The following is a 20,175-nucleotide window of genomic DNA, read 5'->3' on the forward strand; positions in this document are numbered from 1 at the left end:
AATTATTATATTTCTGGCCTAAATCCCCCCACGTCATCGGTCATTTCTATTACACATATCGTTAACAAAACTGGCGCGCCCTTTTTTTACGACGCTAAATTCCCTACAATTCAGCTCAATGTCTGCCAAACAACAACGAGGATCTCATGGGTACGGCCAAACACAGTAAGCTGCTCATCCTTGGTTCAGGCCCTGCCGGTTATACCGCTGCGGTCTATGCTGCACGCGCAAACCTGCAGCCAGTGCTGATTACCGGGATGGAAAAAGGCGGCCAGCTCACCACCACCACTGAAGTGGAAAACTGGCCGGGCGACCCGCACGATCTGACCGGGCCGCTGCTGATGGAACGCATGCATGAGCATGCCACCAAATTTGATACTGAAATCATTTTTGATCACATCCACAGCGTTGATTTGCAAAACCGTCCTTTCCGCCTGACTGGCGATAGCGGCGAATATACTTGCGATGCGCTTATCATCGCGACTGGCGCGTCTGCGCGTTACCTGGGGCTGGCTTCGGAAGAAGCGTTTAAAGGTCGCGGCGTTTCCGCCTGCGCAACCTGCGACGGTTTCTTTTACCGCAATCAGAAAGTGGCGGTGATTGGCGGCGGCAATACTGCCGTTGAAGAAGCGCTATATCTGGCCAACATCGCCTCTGAAGTGCATCTGATCCATCGTCGCGATACTTTCCGTGCGGAAAAAATCCTCATTAAGCGTCTGATGGATAAAGTAGAGAGCGGTAATATTGTGCTGCATACTCATCGCACTCTGGAAGAAGTCACCGGCGATCAGATGGGCGTCACGGGTCTGCGTCTGCGTGATACGCAAAATGCAGACAACGTGGAGTCACTGGACGTTGCGGGGCTGTTTGTGGCTATCGGCCACAGCCCAAATACCAGCATCTTCGAAGGTCAACTGGCGCTGGAAAATGGCTACATCAAGGTGCAGTCCGGTATTCACGGTAACGCCACGCAAACCAGCGTTCCGGGCGTCTTTGCCGCTGGTGATGTTATGGATCATATCTACCGTCAGGCGATCACTTCTGCGGGCACGGGCTGTATGGCGGCTCTGGATGCGGAACGCTATCTCGATGGGCTGGCTGAAAGTAAATAATCTTTACAAGTCAGTAACAAAGGTAAAAAAGGCGACTATAAGTCGCCTTTATTTTTGCCCCGATGTAACATTGCGCAAGCTAAAAATTCCGATAACTTCACCTGCTAAGCGCGCAATGAATAAAACCCGTCAACAAGAACTCACTCGCTGGTTGAAACAGCAAAGCATTATTTCCCGCCGCTGGTTAATGCTTTCCCGCCTTCTCGGCGTGGTCAGCGGCGCACTGATTGTGGCGCAGGCCTGGATACTGGCGCGCATCCTTAATCATATGATTATGGAAAATATTCCGCGTGAGGCGTTGCTGCTACCCTTCACTTTACTGGTGCTGATCTTCATCCTGCGTAGTTGGGTTGTCTGGCTGCGTGAACGGGTGGGATTTCATGCCGGGGCGCACATTCGTTTTGAAATCCGTCGACAAGTGCTGGATCGCCTGCACCAGGCGGGTCCGGCCTGGATTCAGGGTAAACCCACCGGGAGCTGGGCAACGCTGATACTTGAACAAATTGACGATATGCACGATTTCTATGCCCGCTATTTACCGCAGATGGCCCTTGCGGCCAGCGTGCCGCTGTTAATAGTTCTCACTTTATTCCCCGTCAATTGGGCCGCCGCGCTTATTTTGCTCGGTACAGCTCCCCTTATCCCGCTGTTTATGGCGATGGTTGGAATGGGGGCCGCCGATGCTAACCGCCGTAACTTTAAAGCGCTGGCGCGTTTGAGCGGTCATTTTCTTGATCGCCTGCGAGGTATGGAAACGCTGCGTATCTTTGGTCGCGGTGAAGCGGAAACCGAGAGTATCCGTCGCGCATCTCAGGATTTCCGTAGCCGGACTATGGAAGTATTGCGTCTGGCCTTCTTATCTTCCGGCGTGCTGGAGTTTTTCGCTTCGCTATCGATTGCGCTGGTCGCGGTCTACTTCGGCTTCTCTTATCTCGGCGAGCTGAATTTTGGTCATTATGGCACCGGCGTTACGCTGTTCGCCGGTTTCCTTGCTCTGGTGCTGGCACCGGAGTTTTTCCAGCCGCTACGCGATCTGGGTACCTTCTATCATGCCAAGGCGCAGGCTATCGGCGCTGCCGACAGCCTAAAAACGTTTATGGAAGCACCGCTGGCTCAGCCACAACGCGGTGAAACCCGGTTAGCAAGCGATGAGCCTGTCACACTCACCGCAAGCAATTTGATAATAAAGTCTGCCGAAGGCGCAGAACTCGCCGGGCCGCTCAACTTCACTCTTGCCGCCGGAAAACGTGTGGTAGTGGTAGGTAAAAGCGGTTCCGGTAAGAGCTCACTGATTAATGTTCTCTCTGGTTTCTTGCCCTATGAGGGCTCACTGCGCGTAAATGGGATTGAGCTAAGCGCGCTTGAGCCGGATAGCTGGCGCGAAGCGATAAGCTGGGTGGGGCAAAACCCACAGCTTCCGGCAACCACGTTACGGGAAAACGTCCTGCTGGCGCGGCCAAATGCCAGCGCTGCTGAACTGCAAACGGCACTGGATAAAGCCTGGGTCAGCGAATTTTTACCTCTGTTGCCGGAAGGGCTGGAAACGCAGCCTGGTGACCAGGCCGTACGCCTCTCTGTTGGTCAGGCGCAGCGTGTCGCCGTAGCCCGTGCGCTACTTTCACCGTGCAAATTACTGTTGCTGGATGAGCCTTCCGCCAGCCTGGATGCCCATAGTGAGCAACGGGTTATGCAGGCGTTGACTGAATCTTCCCACCAGCAAACCACGTTGATGGTTACTCACCAACTGGAAAATCTGAACGAATGGGATGCCATTTGGGTGATGCAGGATGGCAAGATCATTGAGCAAGGCAGCTATGCGGAACTTTCAACGGCGCAGGGAACGTTTGCCGACCTTCTCGCCCATCGCCAGGAGGAGATTTAAATGCGTGCTTTGTTACCTTATCTCGCGCTGTATAAACGCCACAAATGGATGTTGCTGCTGGGCGTGATCCTCGCGATTATCACTCTACTGGCCAGTATCGGGCTGTTAACGCTCTCCGGGTGGTTCCTGTCGGCCTCTGCGGTCGTTGGCGTTGCCGGGCTTTACAGTTTTAACTATATGCTGCCTGCGGCCGGGGTTCGTGGCGCGGCTATTACCCGTACCGCCGGACGTTATTTTGAGCGTCTGGTCAGCCATGAGGCCACTTTCCGCGTACTGGAACATTTGCGCGTCGCCACTTTCAGCAAACTGTTACCCCTCTCCCCTGCCGGGCTGGCGCGTTTTCGCCAGGGGGAATTGCTGAACCGGGTGGTAGCCGATGTCGATACACTCGACCATCTTTATTTGCGCGTCATCTCTCCGCTGGTCGGCGCACTGGTGGTCATCATTGTGGTGATGGTCGGTTTAAGCGTTCTGGATGTCTCTCTGGCGCTGATGCTCGGCGGTATCATGCTGGCAACGCTGCTTATATTGCCGCCACTCTTTTACCGGGTGGGAAAACCAACCGGCGAGAACCTGACAGCTCTGCGCGGCCAGTATCGTCAGCAATTAACCAGTTGGTTACAGGGCCAGGCGGAGCTGACCATTTTTGGTGCCAGCCAGCGCTACCGTGAACAACTGGAGAATACAGAGTTAAACTGGCACGACGCCCAGCGCCGTCAGTCTGACCTGAGTGCCGTTTCGCAGGCGCTGATGTTGCTGATTAGCGGCGTAGCGGTCATCGTCATGCTATGGTTTGCTTCCGGCGATGTTGGCGGCAATACGCAGCCAGGCGCATTAATCGCGCTGTTCGTCTTCTGTGCGCTGGCGGCGTTTGAAGCGCTGGCGCCGGTTACTGGCGCTTTCCAGCACCTTGGCCAGGTGATCGCTTCCGCCACCCGCATTACGCAAATCACCGACTGCCCGCCAGATGTGACTTTCCCACAATCCAGTATGCCTGTATCAGAGCATGTTGCGGTGCAATTTAAGGATCTGGCTTTTAGCTATCCCGGGCAGCCGCAGCGTGCGCTGGAGAATATCGCATTGTCGATAGCCGCGGGTGAACATGTCGCCATTCTGGGCCGTACCGGCTGCGGCAAATCAACGCTGCTACAACTGCTTACGCGCGCCTGGGATCCTCAGCAGGGCGAAATTCGGCTGAACGATCGGCCGCTGAGCGAGATTGCCGAAGCAACGCTGCGTTCACTCATTAGCATGGTTCCACAGCGCGTACATCTGTTTAGCGCTACGCTGCGAGATAACTTGTTGCTTGCGGCGCCGCAGGCCAGCGATGAAATGTTAAGCGCGATGCTGACGCGCGTCGGGCTGGAAAAACTGCTCGATGATGGCGGTTTGAACGCGTGGTTAGGTGAAGGTGGTCGCCAGCTTTCCGGCGGTGAATTGCGCCGCCTGGCAATTGCCCGCGCGCTGTTGCATGACGCTCCGCTGGTCTTACTGGATGAACCAACCGAAGGGCTGGACGCTGAAACAGAAAGCCAGGTGCTTGAATTACTTCGTGAAGTGATGAAAGACAAAACGCTGTTAATGGTCACGCATCGTCTGCGCGGGCTGGCGTTTTTTGATCGCATAATTGTGATGGACAACGGACAAATAATTGAGCAAGGTAATCACGCAGCGTTAATGGCGAAACAGGGTCGGTATTACCAGTTTAAGCAGCGTCTGTAGTTGATATTCGTCATTTTGCCGCTTCTGCCGCAGCGCGATTAAAGTGAAATGGCAAAATGACGATATTAAAAGGGGTCCCTTGTCGCGTTGTGGAGCGTTGTTGTCATGCGCCTGGTTCAGCTTTCTCGTCACTCTATCGCTTTTCCTTCGCCTGAAGCGGCGCTACGCGAACCTAATGGTCTGTTGGCGCTGGGCGGAGATTTAAGCCCGGCCCGGTTGCTGATGGCCTATCAGCGCGGCATTTTCCCCTGGTTTTCTCCCGGCGATCCGATTCTCTGGTGGTCGCCCGATCCGCGCGCCGTACTGTGGCCGCAGACGTTTCATATCAGCCGCAGCATGAAACGCTTTCATAAATCTTCTCCCTACCGAGTTACCCTCAATCATGCCTTTGGCAAAGTGATTGACGGTTGCGCGCAGGATCGCGACGAAGGCACCTGGATTACGCCCGATATAGTGATGGCCTACCATCGCCTGCACGAGCTTGGTCATGCACACTCAATTGAAGTGTGGGAAGGCGACGAACTGGTCGGCGGAATGTACGGCGTGGCGCAGGGCTTGCTGTTTTGCGGCGAGTCGATGTTTAGCCGCCGCATTAACGCCTCGAAAACGGCGCTGCTTGTTTTCTGCGACGAGTTTCTCCGCCAGGGCGGCAAATTGATTGATTGCCAGGTGCTGAATAATCACACCGCATCGCTGGGCGCAGTAGAAATACCGCGCAGAGATTATTTACTCCAGCTTGCCGAATTGCGTGCTGTCCCTTTGCCTTCACATTTTTGGGTGCCGCGAACGCTGTTTTTATCTCCTGAATAATGTTTTCGGCACATTTTTTATCAGGGTGTTATAATGGACGCTCAAAGCAGCTTTTGCCTGTTGCCCCGCCCCATCCGGGAGTCGTTCGTATCAGGGATGCCCTTCGTTTTATTCCATCGCTCCCCTTTACGGTTGCGCATTTAGCGCGTCCTGGCTGTGGCGTGAGGGTAACTGGCAAAAGTCGTTTTGCTGCGTTTTATCAGCACAAATCTTTACTTAACACACGAACTTCGGCATTATCTTGCCGGTTCAAAAATTATGGTAGTGATACCCCCGAGGATTAGATGGCCAAAGAAGACAATATTGAAATGCAGGGTACCGTTCTTGAAACGTTACCTAATACGATGTTCCGCGTAGAACTGGAAAACGGTCACGTGGTCACTGCGCATATCTCCGGTAAAATGCGTAAAAACTACATCCGTATTCTGACGGGCGATAAAGTGACTGTGGAACTGACCCCGTACGACCTGAGCAAAGGCCGCATTGTCTTCCGTAGCCGCTAAGATCTTCCGCCAGCACAACTAAGTGCACCTGATATTAAAGGCCGGGTAAAACCCCGGCCTTTTGTTTTTCTGAGTTCTTCTTTCCTTTCGCAACTCAGGACAAATGTCTATACTGAACCATGACAAATGTCTGCAAAGAGGAGGGAAAATGAGAACCTGGAGCCCGGAACAAAAACCGGTTGAAAATGCGCTCTGGCGTTTCGCCGGTTTCCCCGCTAACCGCGGTATAAAACTTGTTCAGATGTTGAATGAGGGTTTGCCTGTCAGCATTCTGGATAATATCCATGAGTGGACGGAGATGTCCCGCTCCGACATCCTGCGCGTCACTGGTATTAACGAGCGCAATGTCGCCCGCCGTAAGAGCGCGGGACGCACCTTAACGCCGGAAGAGAGCGAGCGGATCGCCCGCTTGGTTCGCGTGATCGACGCCGCCGTTCAGTTTTTTGGTGATAAAAAAATGGCGTACGCCTGGCTACAAGCGCCGGTACGCGGCCTCGGTAACGTTGCTCCTATCTCCCTGATTGCGACTGAAAGTGGCGCACTGGAAGTCACCGATCTGATTGGCCGCCTGGAGCACGGAGTATTTGCGTGATTTTTTATCGCCTTGTGTCGCGCCGCTACGCCAGCGAAGCCTGGACCGGCAGCGGTGCGAATCAATATGGCGGCAGATGGAATCACAAAGGTCACCCGGCGGTTTATGTTGCCTCATCCGTTTCCCTCGCCGCGCTGGAAATGCTGGTGCATGTACACAGCGACACGATCCTTAGCCAGTACGGCCTGTTCAGTATCGACATTCCCGATAAAGAGATTGAATATCTGGATAAACAGTGGCTGCCGCCGGACTGGCAGGAAAACCCGGCTCCGCTTTCAACGATGGATCTGGGAACCGCCTGGCTGGAAGCCAACAGCGCCGTCGCGCTGGTAGTTCCTTCCTGCGTCATTCCTCTGGAAAACAATGCCATCCTCAATCCACAGCACGCTGGATTCAGCAAGTTACTCAAATCAGTAAAAGAGCTTCCTTTTTCGTTTGATGCGCGTCTGGCTTCATCCTGATCGCTGGCGGGAACCTGCTTTACTGGATAACACACTTATCTGATCCAGCCACCAGCAGGCAAATCGCAGGCATAAAAAAACCGGGTTCAGTGACCCGGTTTTTGTGAGTTAATGACAGAGATTAGTGGGCGGTTTCCGGTCTGTGCTTCTGGGCACTCTGGAAGTCATACTCCAGCACATCTTTTTCCTGATTCAGCGTCACGGTTACCTGACCACCGTCAACCAGCGAGCCGAACAGCAGTTCGTTGGCCAGCGGTTTTTTCAGATTGTCCTGGATAACACGCGCCATCGGGCGAGCCCCCATTGCACGGTCATAGCCTTTCTCGGCCAGCCAGTTGCGGGCTTCCTGACTGACTTCCAGTGACACGCCTTTCTGATCCAGCTGCACCTGGAGTTCGACGATAAATTTGTCGACCACCTGATGGATCACCTCGGTAGACAAGTGATCGAACCAGATAATGTTGTCCAGACGGTTGCGGAATTCCGGCGTAAAGATCTTTTTGATCTCTTCCATCGCATCGGTGCTGTTATCCTGGTGGATAAGACCAATGGATTTACGCTCGGTTTCACGCACCCCGGCGTTGGTGGTCATTACCAGCACCACGTTGCGGAAATCTGCTTTGCGCCCGTTGTTATCGGTCAGCGTACCGTTATCCATCACCTGCAACAGCAGGTTAAAGACATCCGGGTGCGCTTTTTCGATTTCATCGAGCAACAGCACCGCGTGCGGATGTTTGATCACCGCATCGGTCAGCAGACCGCCCTGATCGAAGCCGACATATCCCGGAGGCGCACCAATCAAACGGCTGACGGTGTGACGCTCCATATACTCGGACATATCGAAGCGCAGCAACTCAATACCCAGCGCTTTCGACAACTGTACGGTCACCTCGGTTTTACCCACACCGGTTGGACCAGCAAACAGGAAGGAGCCGACCGGTTTATGGTCCTGACCCAGCCCTGCGCGGCTCATTTTAATGGCTTCGGTTAATGCCTCAATGGCTTTATCCTGGCCAAACACCAGCATTTTCAGGCGATCGCCGAGATTTTTCAGCGTGTCGCGGTCACTCTGAGAAACGCTTTTCTCAGGAATACGCGCGATGCGCGCAACAACCGATTCGATATCCGCCACGTTGATGGTTTTCTTACGCTTGCTCACCGGCATCAGACGCGCACGCGCGCCCGCTTCATCGATCACATCAATCGCTTTATCCGGCAAATGACGGTCGTTGATGTATTTCACCGCCAGTTCCACCGCTGCACGCACCGCTTTCGCCGTGTAACGTACATCGTGATGCGCTTCATACTTCGGCTTCAGACCGTTGATAATCTGCACCGTTTCCTCAACGGACGGTTCAGTAATATCAATTTTCTGGAAGCGGCGCGCCAGGGCGCGATCTTTTTCGAAAATGTTGCTGAATTCCTGATAGGTAGTCGATCCCATCACACGGATTTTACCGCTGGAAAGCAGCGGCTTAATCAGGTTAGCAGCATCGACCTGCCCGCCGGACGCAGCGCCTGCACCGATGATGGTGTGGATCTCATCGATAAACAGAATGCTGTTGTTGTCCTGCTCAAGCTGTTTCAGCAGCGCTTTGAAACGTTTTTCAAAATCACCGCGGTATTTGGTACCCGCCAGCAGCGAACCGATATCCAGCGAATAGATAGTGCAGTCGGCCATAATTTCCGGCACGTCACCCTGCACAATCCGCCAGGCAAGGCCTTCGGCAATCGCCGTTTTACCGACCCCGGACTCCCCAACCAGCAGAGGGTTGTTTTTACGGCGGCGACACAGCACCTGCACCGCGCGCTCAAGCTCTTTGCTGCGGCCAATCAGCGGGTCGATGCCACCAACACGAGCAAGCTGATTAAGGTTGGTGGTGAAGTTTTCCATACGTTCCTCCCCGCCTGCTTGCTCTTCGCTGTTCACCTGGCTGCTACTGCTGCTACCTGCATCCGATGACGGTCCCGGTTCGTCTTTACGCGTACCGTGAGAAATAAAGTTCACCACGTCGAGGCGGCTCACTTCATGTTTGCGCAACAGATAAGCCGCTTGCGACTCCTGCTCGCTAAAAATGGCAACCAGCACATTCGCCCCGGAGACTTCACTACGACCAGAGGACTGAACATGAAACACCGCGCGCTGCAAAACACGCTGGAAGCTGAGCGTCGGCTGCGTGTCGCGCTCCTCTTCGCTCATAGGTAGAACGGGTGTGGTTTGTTCGATGAAGGCTTCGAGTTCCTGCCGCAGCGCCACCAGGTCCACGGAACACGCTTCAAGCGCTTCGCGGGCCGAGGGGTTACTGAGCAATGCCAGTAACAAGTGCTCGACGGTCATAAACTCATGTCGGTGCTCGCGCGCTCTGGCGAAAGCCATATTTAAACTGAGTTCCAGTTCTTGATTGAGCATAGGGCACCTCCCCCAAGTTTCATGCCTGCATTCAGGCTCTTTCCAGCGTACACAGCAACGGATGCTCGTTCTCCCTCGCATACTTGTTCACCATCGAGACCTTAGTCTCTGCAACTTCGGCGGTGAAAACACCGCAGATAGCCTTGCCGTGATAGTGAACTGTAAGCATCAGTTGCGTTGCACGTTCTACATCATAAGAAAAGAACTTTTGTAGCACGTCAATAACAAATTCCATCGGCGTGTAATCATCGTTCATTAACATGACTTTATACATGGATGGCGGTTTTAGCGCATCGCGCAATTTTTCTTCCGCCAATTGGTCGAAATCGAGCCAGCTATTACTCTTACCCATCGTTAGCGCTTCATCTTAGGTTACAGGTTCCGGCGGTCTTTAATCGGCCGATTACATGAGTCTAGATGTATTTTTAATCTACATCAGATGTCAGATAACAATCATCTATCGTTGCCATCCGCGACGGCTGTCACATTCTGTTGTCATAGCGTTAACTGCTTCAAAATTTTGATGCGCCGCCTCCCAGAACCCCTGCCAAACGCTTGACGCATTATACGATTTATCTAAATTGTACAGTCGAGAGTTGGTGAGGTTTTGAACAGCCCACTCGCTCTGCCACCGGTTCATTCCATCTTACTTAAATAAGATTTACGAAGGATGTCGAAGCATGGAAACGGGTACTGTTAAGTGGTTCAACAATGCCAAAGGGTTTGGTTTTATTTGCCCTGAAGGCGGCGGCGAAGATATCTTCGCGCATTACTCCACCATTCAGATGGATGGTTACAGAACGTTAAAAGCCGGACAGACAGTCCGGTTTGATGTACACCAGGGCCCTAAAGGCAATCACGCCAGCGTTATCGTGCCCGTCGAAGTGGAAGCCATGGCCTGACGCCAGCAACCTCATTGTGTACATGCCGCAGTTAAAATGCCAGCCCAATCGGCTGGCATTTTTATTACTCGCGAGCCAACGCATCCACCGGGTCCAGGCGCGCCGCATTGCGTGCCGGCAACCAGCCAAACAGCACCCCGGTAAACGTTGAACACAAAAAGGCAGTAATCAACGCAACCGGTGAAAAACCAATTTCCCAGCCTGGTAAAAAGAGCTGCAACGTAAACGCGATCAACATCGAAAGCGTTACGCCGAGCGCGCCACCGACCAGGCAAACAAACACCGCCTCAATCAGAAACTGCGACAACACATCGCCCGCTCTGGCACCCACCGCCATCCTGATGCCGATCTCGCGGGTTCGCTCGGTCACAGAGACCAGCATGATATTCATCACACCGATACCACCAACCAGCAGGGAAATCACCGCCACCAGCGTCAGGAACAATTGAAGAGTACGTGTGGTCTTTTCCGCAGTTTTCAATACCCCGTCCATATTCCAGACGAAGAAATCTTTTTTTCCGTGCCGCAAATTCAGCAATCGGGTGAGCTGCTGTTCAGCCTGCTCACTGCTGTAGCCATCTTTCACCCGAACGGTAATAGAGTTTAGCCACGACTGGCCCATAATACGCCCGGAGATGGTCGTGTAGGGCAGCCAGACGCGCAGGATTTTGCTGCTACCGAACATGGATTGCTTCTCTTCCGCCACGCCAATCACCGTTGCCGGCATATTGCCGACCAGGATAACCTCACCCACCACGCTGACTTTATTGGGAAAGAGCTGGCGGCGGGTATTGCTGTCGAGCACCACCACCTGCGCCCGTCCCTTCTCCTGCTCGGCATTGAACGACGCGCCTTCGCTGAAGGTCATGCCATAAACATTAAAGTACTGCCCGCTCACACCATTTGCGCTGGCCGCGACATCAATATTGTCATTGCGCAGACGCAGGTTTTGCGAAACCGACGGTGTCGCCGATCGCACCCACGGCTGTTTCTGGATCGCCAGCAGATCGTCATATTTCAGCGCCTGCTGGTATTGCGGCTCGTCATCGCCAAAATCCTTACCGGGATAGACATCAATGGTGTTGGTGCCGATCGAACGGATATCCGCCAGCACGAGCTGCTTCGCCGCATCGCCCACTACCACAATCGAGACCACGGAGGCGATACCGATAATAATGCCGAGCATGGTCAACAGCGTGCGCATCTTATTCGCCGCCATTGCGCGCCAGGCCATAGTCAGCGCTTCATGAAAACGGCTGATAAACTGCCGCCAGCCACCCGCCTGCACAGACACGGCATCGCGGTTACCCGCTGTTACCGCTCGTTCACGGGCCGGAGGATTGCTGATAAGTTCGCCATCGCGAATTTCAATCACTCGCTCAGCCTGTGCTGCCACTTGCGGATCGTGGGTGACGATAATCACCGTATGCCCACGATCGCGCAGCTGGTGAAGGATCGCCATCACCTCTTCGCCTGAGTGGCTATCCAGCGCACCGGTGGGTTCATCGGCCAGAATGACCTGCCCTCCGTTCATCAACGCCCGGGCGATGCTGACGCGCTGCTGCTGGCCGCCAGAAAGCTGAGAAGGCTGATAATCCGTCCGCTCGCCCAGGCCGAGGCGCGTCAGTAACTCTCTGGCGCGTATCAGCCGCGCTTTACGATCGCTTCCGGCGTATACCGCAGGCACTTCAACGTTCTGCGCGGCCGTCAGATGCGAAAGCAGATGATAACGCTGGAAGATAAAACCAAAATGTTCACGCCGCAGTTGCGCCAGCGCATCGCCGCCAAGCGTGGAGACATCCGTTCCGGCAACGCGATATGTACCGCTGGAGGGTTTATCCAGACAGCCGAGTATGTTCATCAGCGTCGATTTACCGGAACCCGAAGCCCCGACAATCGCCACCATTTCACCGGCATTGATACTGAGAGTAATGCCCTTCAGCACCTCCACCTGCTCGTCACCAGAAGGATAACTGCGGCGAATATCCTTCAGCTCCAGCAGTACCGTCATTGCGCGGCCCCGCGATTCAGCTCGCCGATCACCACTTCTTCACCAGCATCCAGCCCTTTCACCACCACTACATCGGTATCATTACGTGCACCCAGCATCACTTCGCGCTCGCGGGTTTCACCGTTGCGCAGCACTTTCACTTTATAGCGATTATCACCAACCGGATCGCCCAGCGCCGCCAGTGGAATGGTCAGCACATTTTTCAGGCCGTTCAGTTGAATATGCACCTGCGCGGTCATATCCAGGCGCAATATGCCCTGCGGGTTCGGCACTTCAAAACGGGCGTAATAGAAAATAGCGTCATTGACCTTCTCCGGCGTCGGCAGAATATCTTTCAGTACCCCTTCATAGCGGGTGCCGGGATCGCCCAGCACGGTGAACCACGCTTTTTGTCCGGGTTTCAGATGGATAACATCCGCCTCTGAAACCTGCGCTTTAACCAGCATAGTGCTCATGTCGGCCAGCGTCAGGATGTTCGGCGCCTGTTGCACCGCAATCACCGTTTGCCCTTGCAAGGTGGTAATTTGCGTCACCTCACCGGCCATCGGCGCCAGAATGCGTGTGTAGTCGAGATTGGTTTTCGCGGTATCCAGCGTCGCCTGGTTGCGCTTTATCTGTGCATCAATAGTGCCGATCTGCGCCTCTTTGACTGCCACATCGGTGGCCGAGGTATCCAGATCCTGGCGGGAGATAAGATTGCGTTTCACCAGTTGTTGCTGACGCGCCAGTGTCACCTGCGCCAGCCTCAGTTCCGCCTGCGCCTGACGGCGTTGCGCGCGCAGTTCCATCAGCGTGGCATCCACTTCTTTGATCTGGTTTTCTGCCTGGTCAGGATCGATAACCCCGAGCAACTGATCCTTTTTGACTTTATCGCCAATATTGACCAACAGCGTTTTTAACTGGCCATTCACCTGTGCGCCAACGTCAACTTTACGTAATGCATCAAGCTTGCCCGTCGCCAGTACGCTCTGTTGCAATTCGCCAGGGCGGACAATCAGCGTCTGATACTGCACCACCGGCGCGTTTAATTTTCCCCACAGCCAAAAGACGGCCAGTAAAATGACGACCGCCAGTACGATAAATACCGTCCTGCGTTTTCCCTTAAGTTTCATAAAAATCCCGGATAATCTGACACGCGGCCTGTAGATAACATTCTTAACCAAACAAAATATCAACGAAACAGAAAATTCTTAATCTCTCCATTATTCATTTAGATGTTGTTGAAGCGCTGGCTGATGGAATGGCGATCTCTGTGAGATACCCGGATTTCAATATGTCCACCATCGCCGACACGATACATACCGATATGCCACTGCCGAAAACGGCATGGCAACTCTTTTATTCTCTTGCTTCGGGCGAACTGATGCCAGGACTGGCATGGCATCATCCTGCCTATCGCCGCAAATTTCTGCTACGTTCGCTGGCCACGCCGTTCAGCACCGCCCATTTTCTCACACGCCTGATACGTCAGCCCATGCTGGCCAAAATGTTACAGGTGCAGCCAGGTTTACCTTGCCGCCTGCATCGCCCATGGTTGTCGATGAATATCAACCGTGCACAAACGTGCGACGCGCTGTGCTGGCATTACAACACGATCGCGGCCCTGCTGCCCGCCAGGCTGGTTAATGGCTATCTTAACAAGCCGGGAATCACCGTTGCACTGTTGAACGGTAAAGATGAGCAGCATTATTCGTTGCGTCTGTGTTCAGAAGCCATGCTGGACAAGGAAGGTGAAGCAACGCTGGTATTCTGCGATGCACAGAATACCGTACTGGCCGGGCTGACATTTACCCTGTGTCAGTTTACCGGCAAAAACACGCTGTATATTGGCGGGTTACAGGGAGCCAAAGCCCACGTGCCGCATGAACTTATTCAGGCTGCGACCAAATCCTGCCACGGTCTCTTTCCAAAACGTCTGTTGGTAGAGGCCGCGATGACGCTGAGCCAGTTCCTGAACGTGCAGCAGATCCGCGCTGTCAGCAACGAAACCCATATCTATCGCAATATTCGTTACCGTCGAAAAAAGCAGGGGCAACTGCACGCAGATTACAATAGTTTTTGGCAATCGTTGGGCGCCGTAGCTGACGCGTCCGGCGATTATATCCTGCCACTGGCAATGCCGCGTAAACCGATGGAGGCGATCGCCAGTAAAAAACGCGCAGAGTATCGACGCCGTTACGAATTACTCGATAGTCTGCATAGCCAGACTGCCAGACTCTGCCGGAACTAATCCGCGCGCCCGCGCGCCAGCCACAGCACGCGGGAAAACATCTTGCGCAACAGGGGCGGTACAGCATCTATCCCGCGGCGCCCCGCTTCCATCGCCACTTCTATCGCCAGATCCGGCTTCGATGAGCGATGAATCGCTTTGATGATCACCCGACGCATATTCATCTGCACATTTTCCGGCAGTTGCGCCACCCGATGATAGATATCAGCAAAACCTTCCCGGTACATAAAATGTTCCATATCACGCGCCGGCAACTCGGTCAGATGCTCCCGTATCTGAACCTGATCATTATCCAGCAGGCTGCGCACCGTGGCGGCGTACTTTTTCCCCGCTTCATCGCCGTCCACCAGCACATGCCATTGAATCCCCATACGGCGAGCAAACTTAACCAGCGGTTTTAATCCGGACTGGGCGAATTCAATGACTTTCACCCCTTCGGCATCGAAATGGTGGCCGCACTGGCGCGCCAGTTCGTTAATCACCCAGGTTTCTGTCTCCCCTTCCACCAGCAGCCAACAGCGGGCAAACAGCGAAGAGGCGCGGTTGAAGCGGATATGGAAAGCGATACGCCGCGCATCCTCGGAATTTAAGCCGCCGGGCCCAAGACGCCAGGCCGCAACGCGCGACGATTCGCGCACCAGCCGACAGACCTGCTCAACCGGCGTCATCGACAACAGCTCACCAGAATTGGTCGTCGTCACCTGCTGCAATGGCAACAAATTCAGCAGTTGCCAGGCGACCGACAACATAATCGGGTGCAGCCGTGTTTCAGGATCTTCCACCAGCAGCAATGGCCGCGCGTCGCGGTCGAGGCGCACCGTTCCTTTCGCCTGCAATAAGGTGGCAAAAAAACTCAGCAGGATCACCCGGTACATACGGCCGCCGGGTTTGTCGATCATGCGGTTGATAATATCCAGATAGCGCCAGCTACGCTGCTCATCATGAGAGCGACGCCGCATCAGACGCTGGTGCGAAGCCCCACTGCCCTGTTCAGCGAAGTAGTGTTCCAGCAGTTGCACCATTGCGGAGAGACCATGGCGGATCTGCCCGTCCGTCAAATTTTGTGGTCGGGAAACCAGCTCGTGGGAGAGGAAATCAAACTGCCGGGCGGTAGTTTCCATTTCGGGTGTATCAGGCATCGTACCGCTGCGGATACGCCGTAAAAATCGCGCATCGCGCAGACGCAACACCGGCATCAAACGCACCAGATGACGGGCGCACTCATCGATATCGGGAAGATCGAGCAACTCCCCCTGTTCATTCAGAAAACCACGCAATGTCAGCACACTGCCATCATCAGACAGTTCGCCTTCATGGCGATAAAACAAGCGATGGTATCCGTCGTGACTGGGCACCCAGCATTCAGCAAGAGGACGATAGCGTCGCACGCGGTAGCGTCCCGGCTCAGATTCACGGAAAGTCAGAATAATGTGCAGATGGTGCTCACGCCCCTGGATATCTCCCGGCGGGAACCAAAAATCTTCCCGAACAAAATGGTAGAGATCGGTTTCCGGTGACAGTAATAACGTTAACGCATCAAGCAAGCTGGATTTACCCCAGGCGTTCTCACCAATCAGCACGTTATTCTGCTCAAGCTGCAACGATAAACGATTGATGCCGCGGAATCCGACAATGTCTACACGCTCCAGAATCATTCTTCCCTCCGGCTGTTTTCGTCTTTCTCGTCTATGCTTTCTGAGAAGTATAGCGGGGCGGAAAGCGCCAGGTCATGCGCTAAGTACAAAATTTTATTGAAAAATATGTAGCAAAGCGCAAATGCGGTTGAGGGAAGTACAATGCAAACAAATAAAAAGAACAAGAACCCAATCATAAAACAAATATCAAAACTCAATACCAAAATAATCCTATAGAACATATATTATATTTCAATTTATTTTAATTTATAAGTTGTTTTAACTACCACCAGGATTAGAATAACCGCGCATTTATTGGTGCTTTACCTATGGCAAGGGCGCTTGCCCGGTTCTGTTCTTATCGAGGTGGCTATGTTCAGAAAATTAGCAGCAGAGTGCTTTGGCACATTTTGGCTGGTGTTTGGCGGCTGCGGCAGCGCAGTGCTGGCCGCAACGTTTCCGCAAACCGGTATTGGTTTCGCCGGGGTTGCGTTGGCGTTTGGTTTAACGGTGCTGACCATGGCTTTTGCCGTTGGTCATATTTCAGGCGGGCATTTTAATCCTGCAGTGACAATAGGCCTGTGGGCAGGCGGTCGTTTTCCGGCGAAAGACGTGATTGGTTATATTGTCGCGCAGGTCGTTGGCGGCATTGTGGCAGCGGCGGCACTCTATTTTATCGCCAGCGGCAAAGCGGGCTTCGATGCAACAGCCAGTGGTTTTGCCTCGAACGGTTATGGCGAACATTCGCCGGGGGGATACTCCATTTACTCCGCGATGCTGATTGAAATCGTGCTGACCTGCGGCTTTCTGCTGGTAATCCATGGCGCCACGGATAAACACGCGCCTGCGGGCTTTGCCCCTATTGCCATTGGTCTGGCGCTGACGCTTATCCATTTAATCAGTATTCCGGTGACCAATACTTCCGTTAACCCGGCGCGCAGTACCGCCGTCGCAATATTCCAGGACGGCTGGGCATTGCAGCAATTATGGTTCTTCTGGGTAATGCCGATTATCGGCGGCATTCTGGGTGGGGTGATTTACCGCACATTGCTGGAAAAACGCGATTAATAAAATCAGGCCCGGCAAGCACGCCGGGCTTTTTTTTACATTATTACTGCGTCTTTTCGTGGCTTTACTCAGTTCCCACCTTTCGGTAGTGTGTCCGGCGCTTACTCATTTTTGCAAGGATTCGGGCTGTTCATGCTTTCAGGATTGCTAATTATTCTTCTGCCGCTGATCGTCGGCTACCTTATTCCCCTGCGTCATACTGCGGCTCTTAAACTGATCAATAAATTACTGAGCTGGATTGTTTACCTGATCCTATTTTTTATGGGGATCAGCCTCGCGTTCCTCGATAATCTCAGCGCCAATCTGCTATCAATATTTCACTATTCCGCGGTGAGTATCGTGGTGATCCTGCTGTGCAATGCCGTTGCACTGTTATGGCTGGAGCGTACTCTTCCCTGGCAGCACCAGCATCAGCAGGAAAAATTGCCTTCGCGTCTTGCCATGGCGCTGGAATCCCTGCGTCTGTGCGGTGTGGTGGTTGCCGGTTTTGCCATTGGCCTCAGCGGGCTGGCGTTTTTACAGCATGCCACGGAAGCCAGCGAATATACGCTGATCTTCCTGCTGTTGCTGGTCGGCATCCAGCTACGCAACAGCGGTATGACGCTGAAGCAGATTGTCCTCAACCGCCGCGGAATGATCATCGCCGTAGTGGTGGCGCTCAGTTCGTTGGTTGGCGGCGCCATCAACGCATTACTGCTTGGCCTGCCGCTCCAGACAGGTCTGGCGATGGCCTCCGGTTTTGGCTGGTATTCGCTGTCCGGCATTTTGCTGACCGAATCTTTTGGCCCGGTCATTGGCAGTGCAGCCTTCTTTAATGATCTGGCGCGCGAATTGATCGCCATCATGTTGATCCCCGGCTTAGTACGCCGCAGCCGATCCACGGCGCTCGGTCTGTGCGGTGCAACGTCAATGGATTTTACCCTGCCAGTGCTCCAGCGCAGCGGCGGTCTGGAGCTGGTACCTGCGGCCATTGTTCACGGCTTTATCCTCAGCCTGCTGGTGCCATTGCTCATGGCCTTCTTCTCTGCCTGATACCTCTTTGGCGGTAACTTTTTGCCGCCAAAATTGCGCTAAATCAATCTCCCTGTAAGTTGCACTGAAAAGCGCTTTTAAGGCTTCTCTCACCAGCATAATCTTAAACATGTATTTTAAATATAACTTTAACAGTGAAGGTGTGACCATGTTTTGTGTGCAATGTGAACAAACCATTCGAACCCCGGCGGGTAATGGCTGTGCGTATGCGCAGGGGATGTGCGGTAAAACCGCCGAAACGTCCGACCTCCAGGATTTGCTGATTGCCGCGTTACAAGGGCTCTCTGCCTGGGCCTGCAAAGCCCGTGACTACGATCTCATCGATCATGAAATCGACAGCTTCGCGCCGCGCGCCTTCTTCTCGACGCTGACCAATGTCAACTTCGACTCCGTACGCATTGTCGGTTACGCCCGTGAAGCGATAGCCAAACGTGAAGCGCTGAAAGCGCTCTGCCTGTCTATCGACCCGAACGCCAGCGTTGATAACCCGATGGCTGAGCTGCAACTGGTCAGTGACGATCTGGGCGAATTACAGCGCCAGGCAGCAGAATTCACGCCGAACAAAGACAAAGCCACGATTGGCGAAAATATCCTTGGCCTGCGTCTGCTCTGCCTGTACGGTCTGAAAGGCGCAGCCGCTTATATGGAGCATGCGCACGTACTCGGCCAGTACGACAACGCTATTTATGCCCGCTACCATAAAATTATGGCCTGGCTGGGTACCTGGCCTGCGGACATGAACGCTCTGCTTGAATGTTCAATGGAAATTGGCCAGATGAACTTCAGCGTCATGAGCATCCTCGATGCCGGTGAAACCAGCACTTACGGCCATCCAACGCCGACCCAGGTGAACGTTAAAGCCGTCGCCGGGAAATGCATTTTGATCTCTGGTCACGACCTGAAAGATCTCTACAACCTGCTGCAACAAACCGAAGGCACCGGCGTTAACGTCTATACCCACGGTGAAATGTTACCGGCACACGGTTATCCTGAACTGCGTAAATTTAAACATCTGGTCGGCAACTACGGTAGTGGCTGGCAGAACCAGCAGGTGGAATTCGCCCGCTTCCCCGGCCCGATAGTGATGACCTCCAACTGCATCATTGATCCGACCGTCGGTTCTTATGACGACCGTATCTGGACCCGCAGCATTGTTGGCTGGCCGGGCGTGAACCACCTCGAAGGCGACGATTTCGCTCCGGTGATCCGCCAGGCACAGCAGATGTCCGGTTTCCCGTTCAGCGAAATCGAACACCTGATCACTGTCGGGTTTGGTCGCCAGACCCTGCTTGGTGCGGTGGATTCGCTGATAGATCTGGTGAGCCGCGAAAAACTGCGCCACGTCTTCCTCGTCGGCGGCTGCGACGGCGCACGCGGCGAACGTAATTACTTCACCGATTTCGCCACCCAGGTACCGGATGACTGCCTGATCCTGACGCTGGCCTGTGGGAAATATCGCTTCAACAAACTCGACTTCGGCAATATCGAAGGGCTGCCGCGTCTGATCGATGCTGGTCAGTGTAATGACGCCTACTCGGCGATTATTCTGGCGGTAACGCTGGCGGAAAAACTGGGCTGCGGCGTGAACGATCTCCCGCTGTCACTGGTACTCTCCTGGTTTGAACAGAAAGCGATCGTCATCCTGCTGACTCTGCTGTCGCTGGGCGTCACCAATATCGTTACCGGCCCGACCGCGCCGGGCTTCCTGACGCCGGATCTGCTGGCCGTGCTGAATGAGAAATTTGGCCTGCGCCAGGTCACGACCGTTGAACAGGATATGCAGCAGTTGCTGAGCGCATAAGGAGA

17 protein-coding genes and 1 pseudogene are annotated in these 20,175 nt (G+C 53.9%); 13 read left to right on the forward strand and 5 right to left on the reverse strand.

Annotated features, from left to right (window positions below):
* The first annotated feature begins 146 nt into the window (after window positions 1-146).
* From trxB to CWM66_RS04180, 8 genes and pseudogenes are all read left to right on the forward strand, one after another.
* Window positions 147-1,112 carry a thioredoxin-disulfide reductase gene (trxB, locus tag CWM66_RS04150; RefSeq protein WP_007374127.1) on the forward strand — a complete coding sequence of 322 codons (966 nt, stop codon included), beginning with the start codon at window positions 147-149 and terminating at the stop codon, window positions 1,110-1,112.
* Window positions 1,113-1,227: 115 nt separating this feature from the next.
* A complete protein-coding gene (gene cydD, locus CWM66_RS04155) occupies window positions 1,228-2,994 on the forward strand; it encodes a cysteine/glutathione ABC transporter permease/ATP-binding protein CydD (protein WP_035885863.1) in 1,767 nt (588 codons plus the stop codon).
* Window positions 2,995-4,716 (forward strand): cysteine/glutathione ABC transporter ATP-binding protein/permease CydC, encoded by a 1,722-nt coding sequence (gene cydC / locus CWM66_RS04160; protein WP_107146264.1) that lies wholly within the window; start codon window positions 2,995-2,997, stop codon window positions 4,714-4,716.
* Between the two features lie 105 nt (window positions 4,717-4,821).
* Window positions 4,822-5,526 carry a leucyl/phenylalanyl-tRNA--protein transferase gene (gene aat / locus CWM66_RS04165; RefSeq protein WP_035885865.1) on the forward strand — a complete coding sequence of 235 codons (705 nt, stop codon included), beginning with the start codon at window positions 4,822-4,824 and terminating at the stop codon, window positions 5,524-5,526.
* Window positions 5,527-5,710: 184 nt separating this feature from the next.
* A pseudogene (locus CWM66_RS29205) lies at window positions 5,711-5,883 on the forward strand (hypothetical protein); the annotation flags it as partial.
* Window positions 5,811-6,029 (forward strand): translation initiation factor IF-1, encoded by a 219-nt coding sequence (gene infA, locus CWM66_RS04170; RefSeq protein WP_001040187.1) that lies wholly within the window; start codon window positions 5,811-5,813, stop codon window positions 6,027-6,029. The pseudogene CWM66_RS29205 and the gene infA, both read left to right, overlap by 73 nt.
* Before the next feature lie 148 nt (window positions 6,030-6,177).
* Window positions 6,178-6,621, forward strand: a complete 444-nt coding sequence (locus CWM66_RS04175) for an antitoxin Xre/MbcA/ParS toxin-binding domain-containing protein (RefSeq protein ID WP_007374123.1) — start codon at window positions 6,178-6,180, stop codon at window positions 6,619-6,621.
* Entirely contained in the window at window positions 6,618-7,082 is a 465-nt protein-coding gene (locus tag CWM66_RS04180; protein WP_035885866.1) for an RES family NAD+ phosphorylase, read from the forward strand. Before CWM66_RS04175 ends, CWM66_RS04180 begins: the two co-directional genes overlap by 4 nt.
* 121 nt (window positions 7,083-7,203) lie before the next feature.
* On the opposite strand, the gene clpA is transcribed toward CWM66_RS04180, so the two are convergent.
* The gene (clpA, locus tag CWM66_RS04185; protein WP_035885867.1) at window positions 7,204-9,492 is read right to left on the reverse strand and encodes an ATP-dependent Clp protease ATP-binding subunit ClpA; all 2,289 of its coding nucleotides are present in this window, start codon (window positions 9,490-9,492) and stop codon (window positions 7,204-7,206) included.
* Between the two features lie 31 nt (window positions 9,493-9,523).
* Entirely contained in the window at window positions 9,524-9,844 is a 321-nt protein-coding gene (clpS, locus tag CWM66_RS04190) for an ATP-dependent Clp protease adapter ClpS (protein ID WP_007374120.1), read from the reverse strand.
* Window positions 9,845-10,172: 328 nt separating this feature from the next.
* On the opposite strand from clpS, the gene cspD reads away from it, so the two are divergent.
* Window positions 10,173-10,394 (forward strand): cold shock-like protein CspD, encoded by a 222-nt coding sequence (gene cspD, locus CWM66_RS04195; protein ID WP_007374119.1) that lies wholly within the window; start codon window positions 10,173-10,175, stop codon window positions 10,392-10,394.
* 64 nt (window positions 10,395-10,458) lie between these two features.
* On the opposite strand, the gene macB is transcribed toward cspD, so the two are convergent.
* Both macB and macA read right to left on the reverse strand, forming a co-directional pair.
* Window positions 10,459-12,405, reverse strand: coding sequence for a macrolide ABC transporter ATP-binding protein/permease MacB (macB, locus tag CWM66_RS04200; protein WP_079518174.1), 1,947 nt, complete (start codon window positions 12,403-12,405; stop codon window positions 10,459-10,461).
* Window positions 12,402-13,517, reverse strand: coding sequence for a macrolide transporter subunit MacA (gene macA / locus CWM66_RS04205; protein WP_007374117.1), 1,116 nt, complete (start codon window positions 13,515-13,517; stop codon window positions 12,402-12,404). The genes macB and macA overlap by 4 nt, the downstream gene beginning before the upstream one ends.
* Before the next feature lie 161 nt (window positions 13,518-13,678).
* On the opposite strand from macA, the gene CWM66_RS04210 reads away from it, so the two are divergent.
* On the forward strand, window positions 13,679-14,635 hold the full coding sequence (locus CWM66_RS04210; RefSeq protein WP_007374116.1) for a VirK/YbjX family protein: 957 nt from the start codon (window positions 13,679-13,681) through the stop codon (window positions 14,633-14,635).
* Here CWM66_RS04210 and CWM66_RS04215 read toward each other — a convergent pair.
* Complete coding sequence (locus CWM66_RS04215; RefSeq protein ID WP_107146265.1) at window positions 14,632-16,290, reverse strand: ATP-dependent endonuclease; 1,659 nt, start codon at window positions 16,288-16,290, stop codon at window positions 14,632-14,634. The two genes, CWM66_RS04210 and CWM66_RS04215, sit on opposite strands and share 4 nt — an antisense overlap.
* A gap of 351 nt (window positions 16,291-16,641) precedes the next feature.
* Between CWM66_RS04215 and aqpZ the strand changes: the two genes are divergently transcribed.
* The 3 genes from aqpZ (at window position 16,642) to hcp (ending at window position 20,170) form a co-directional block, all read left to right on the forward strand.
* Complete coding sequence (gene aqpZ / locus CWM66_RS04225; protein WP_007374114.1) at window positions 16,642-17,337, forward strand: aquaporin Z; 696 nt, start codon at window positions 16,642-16,644, stop codon at window positions 17,335-17,337.
* A 132-nt stretch (window positions 17,338-17,469) separates the two neighbouring features.
* Window positions 17,470-18,369, forward strand: a complete 900-nt coding sequence (locus CWM66_RS04230; protein WP_043954068.1) for a lysine exporter LysO family protein — start codon at window positions 17,470-17,472, stop codon at window positions 18,367-18,369.
* A gap of 148 nt (window positions 18,370-18,517) precedes the next feature.
* Complete coding sequence (gene hcp, locus CWM66_RS04235) at window positions 18,518-20,170, forward strand: hydroxylamine reductase (protein ID WP_007374112.1); 1,653 nt, start codon at window positions 18,518-18,520, stop codon at window positions 20,168-20,170.
* Window positions 20,171-20,175 lie beyond the last annotated feature (5 nt).

Origin of the sequence: Kosakonia sp. H7A (assembly GCF_003028445.1) — a bacterium.
GTDB lineage: Bacteria > Pseudomonadota > Gammaproteobacteria > Enterobacterales > Enterobacteriaceae > Kosakonia > Kosakonia radicincitans.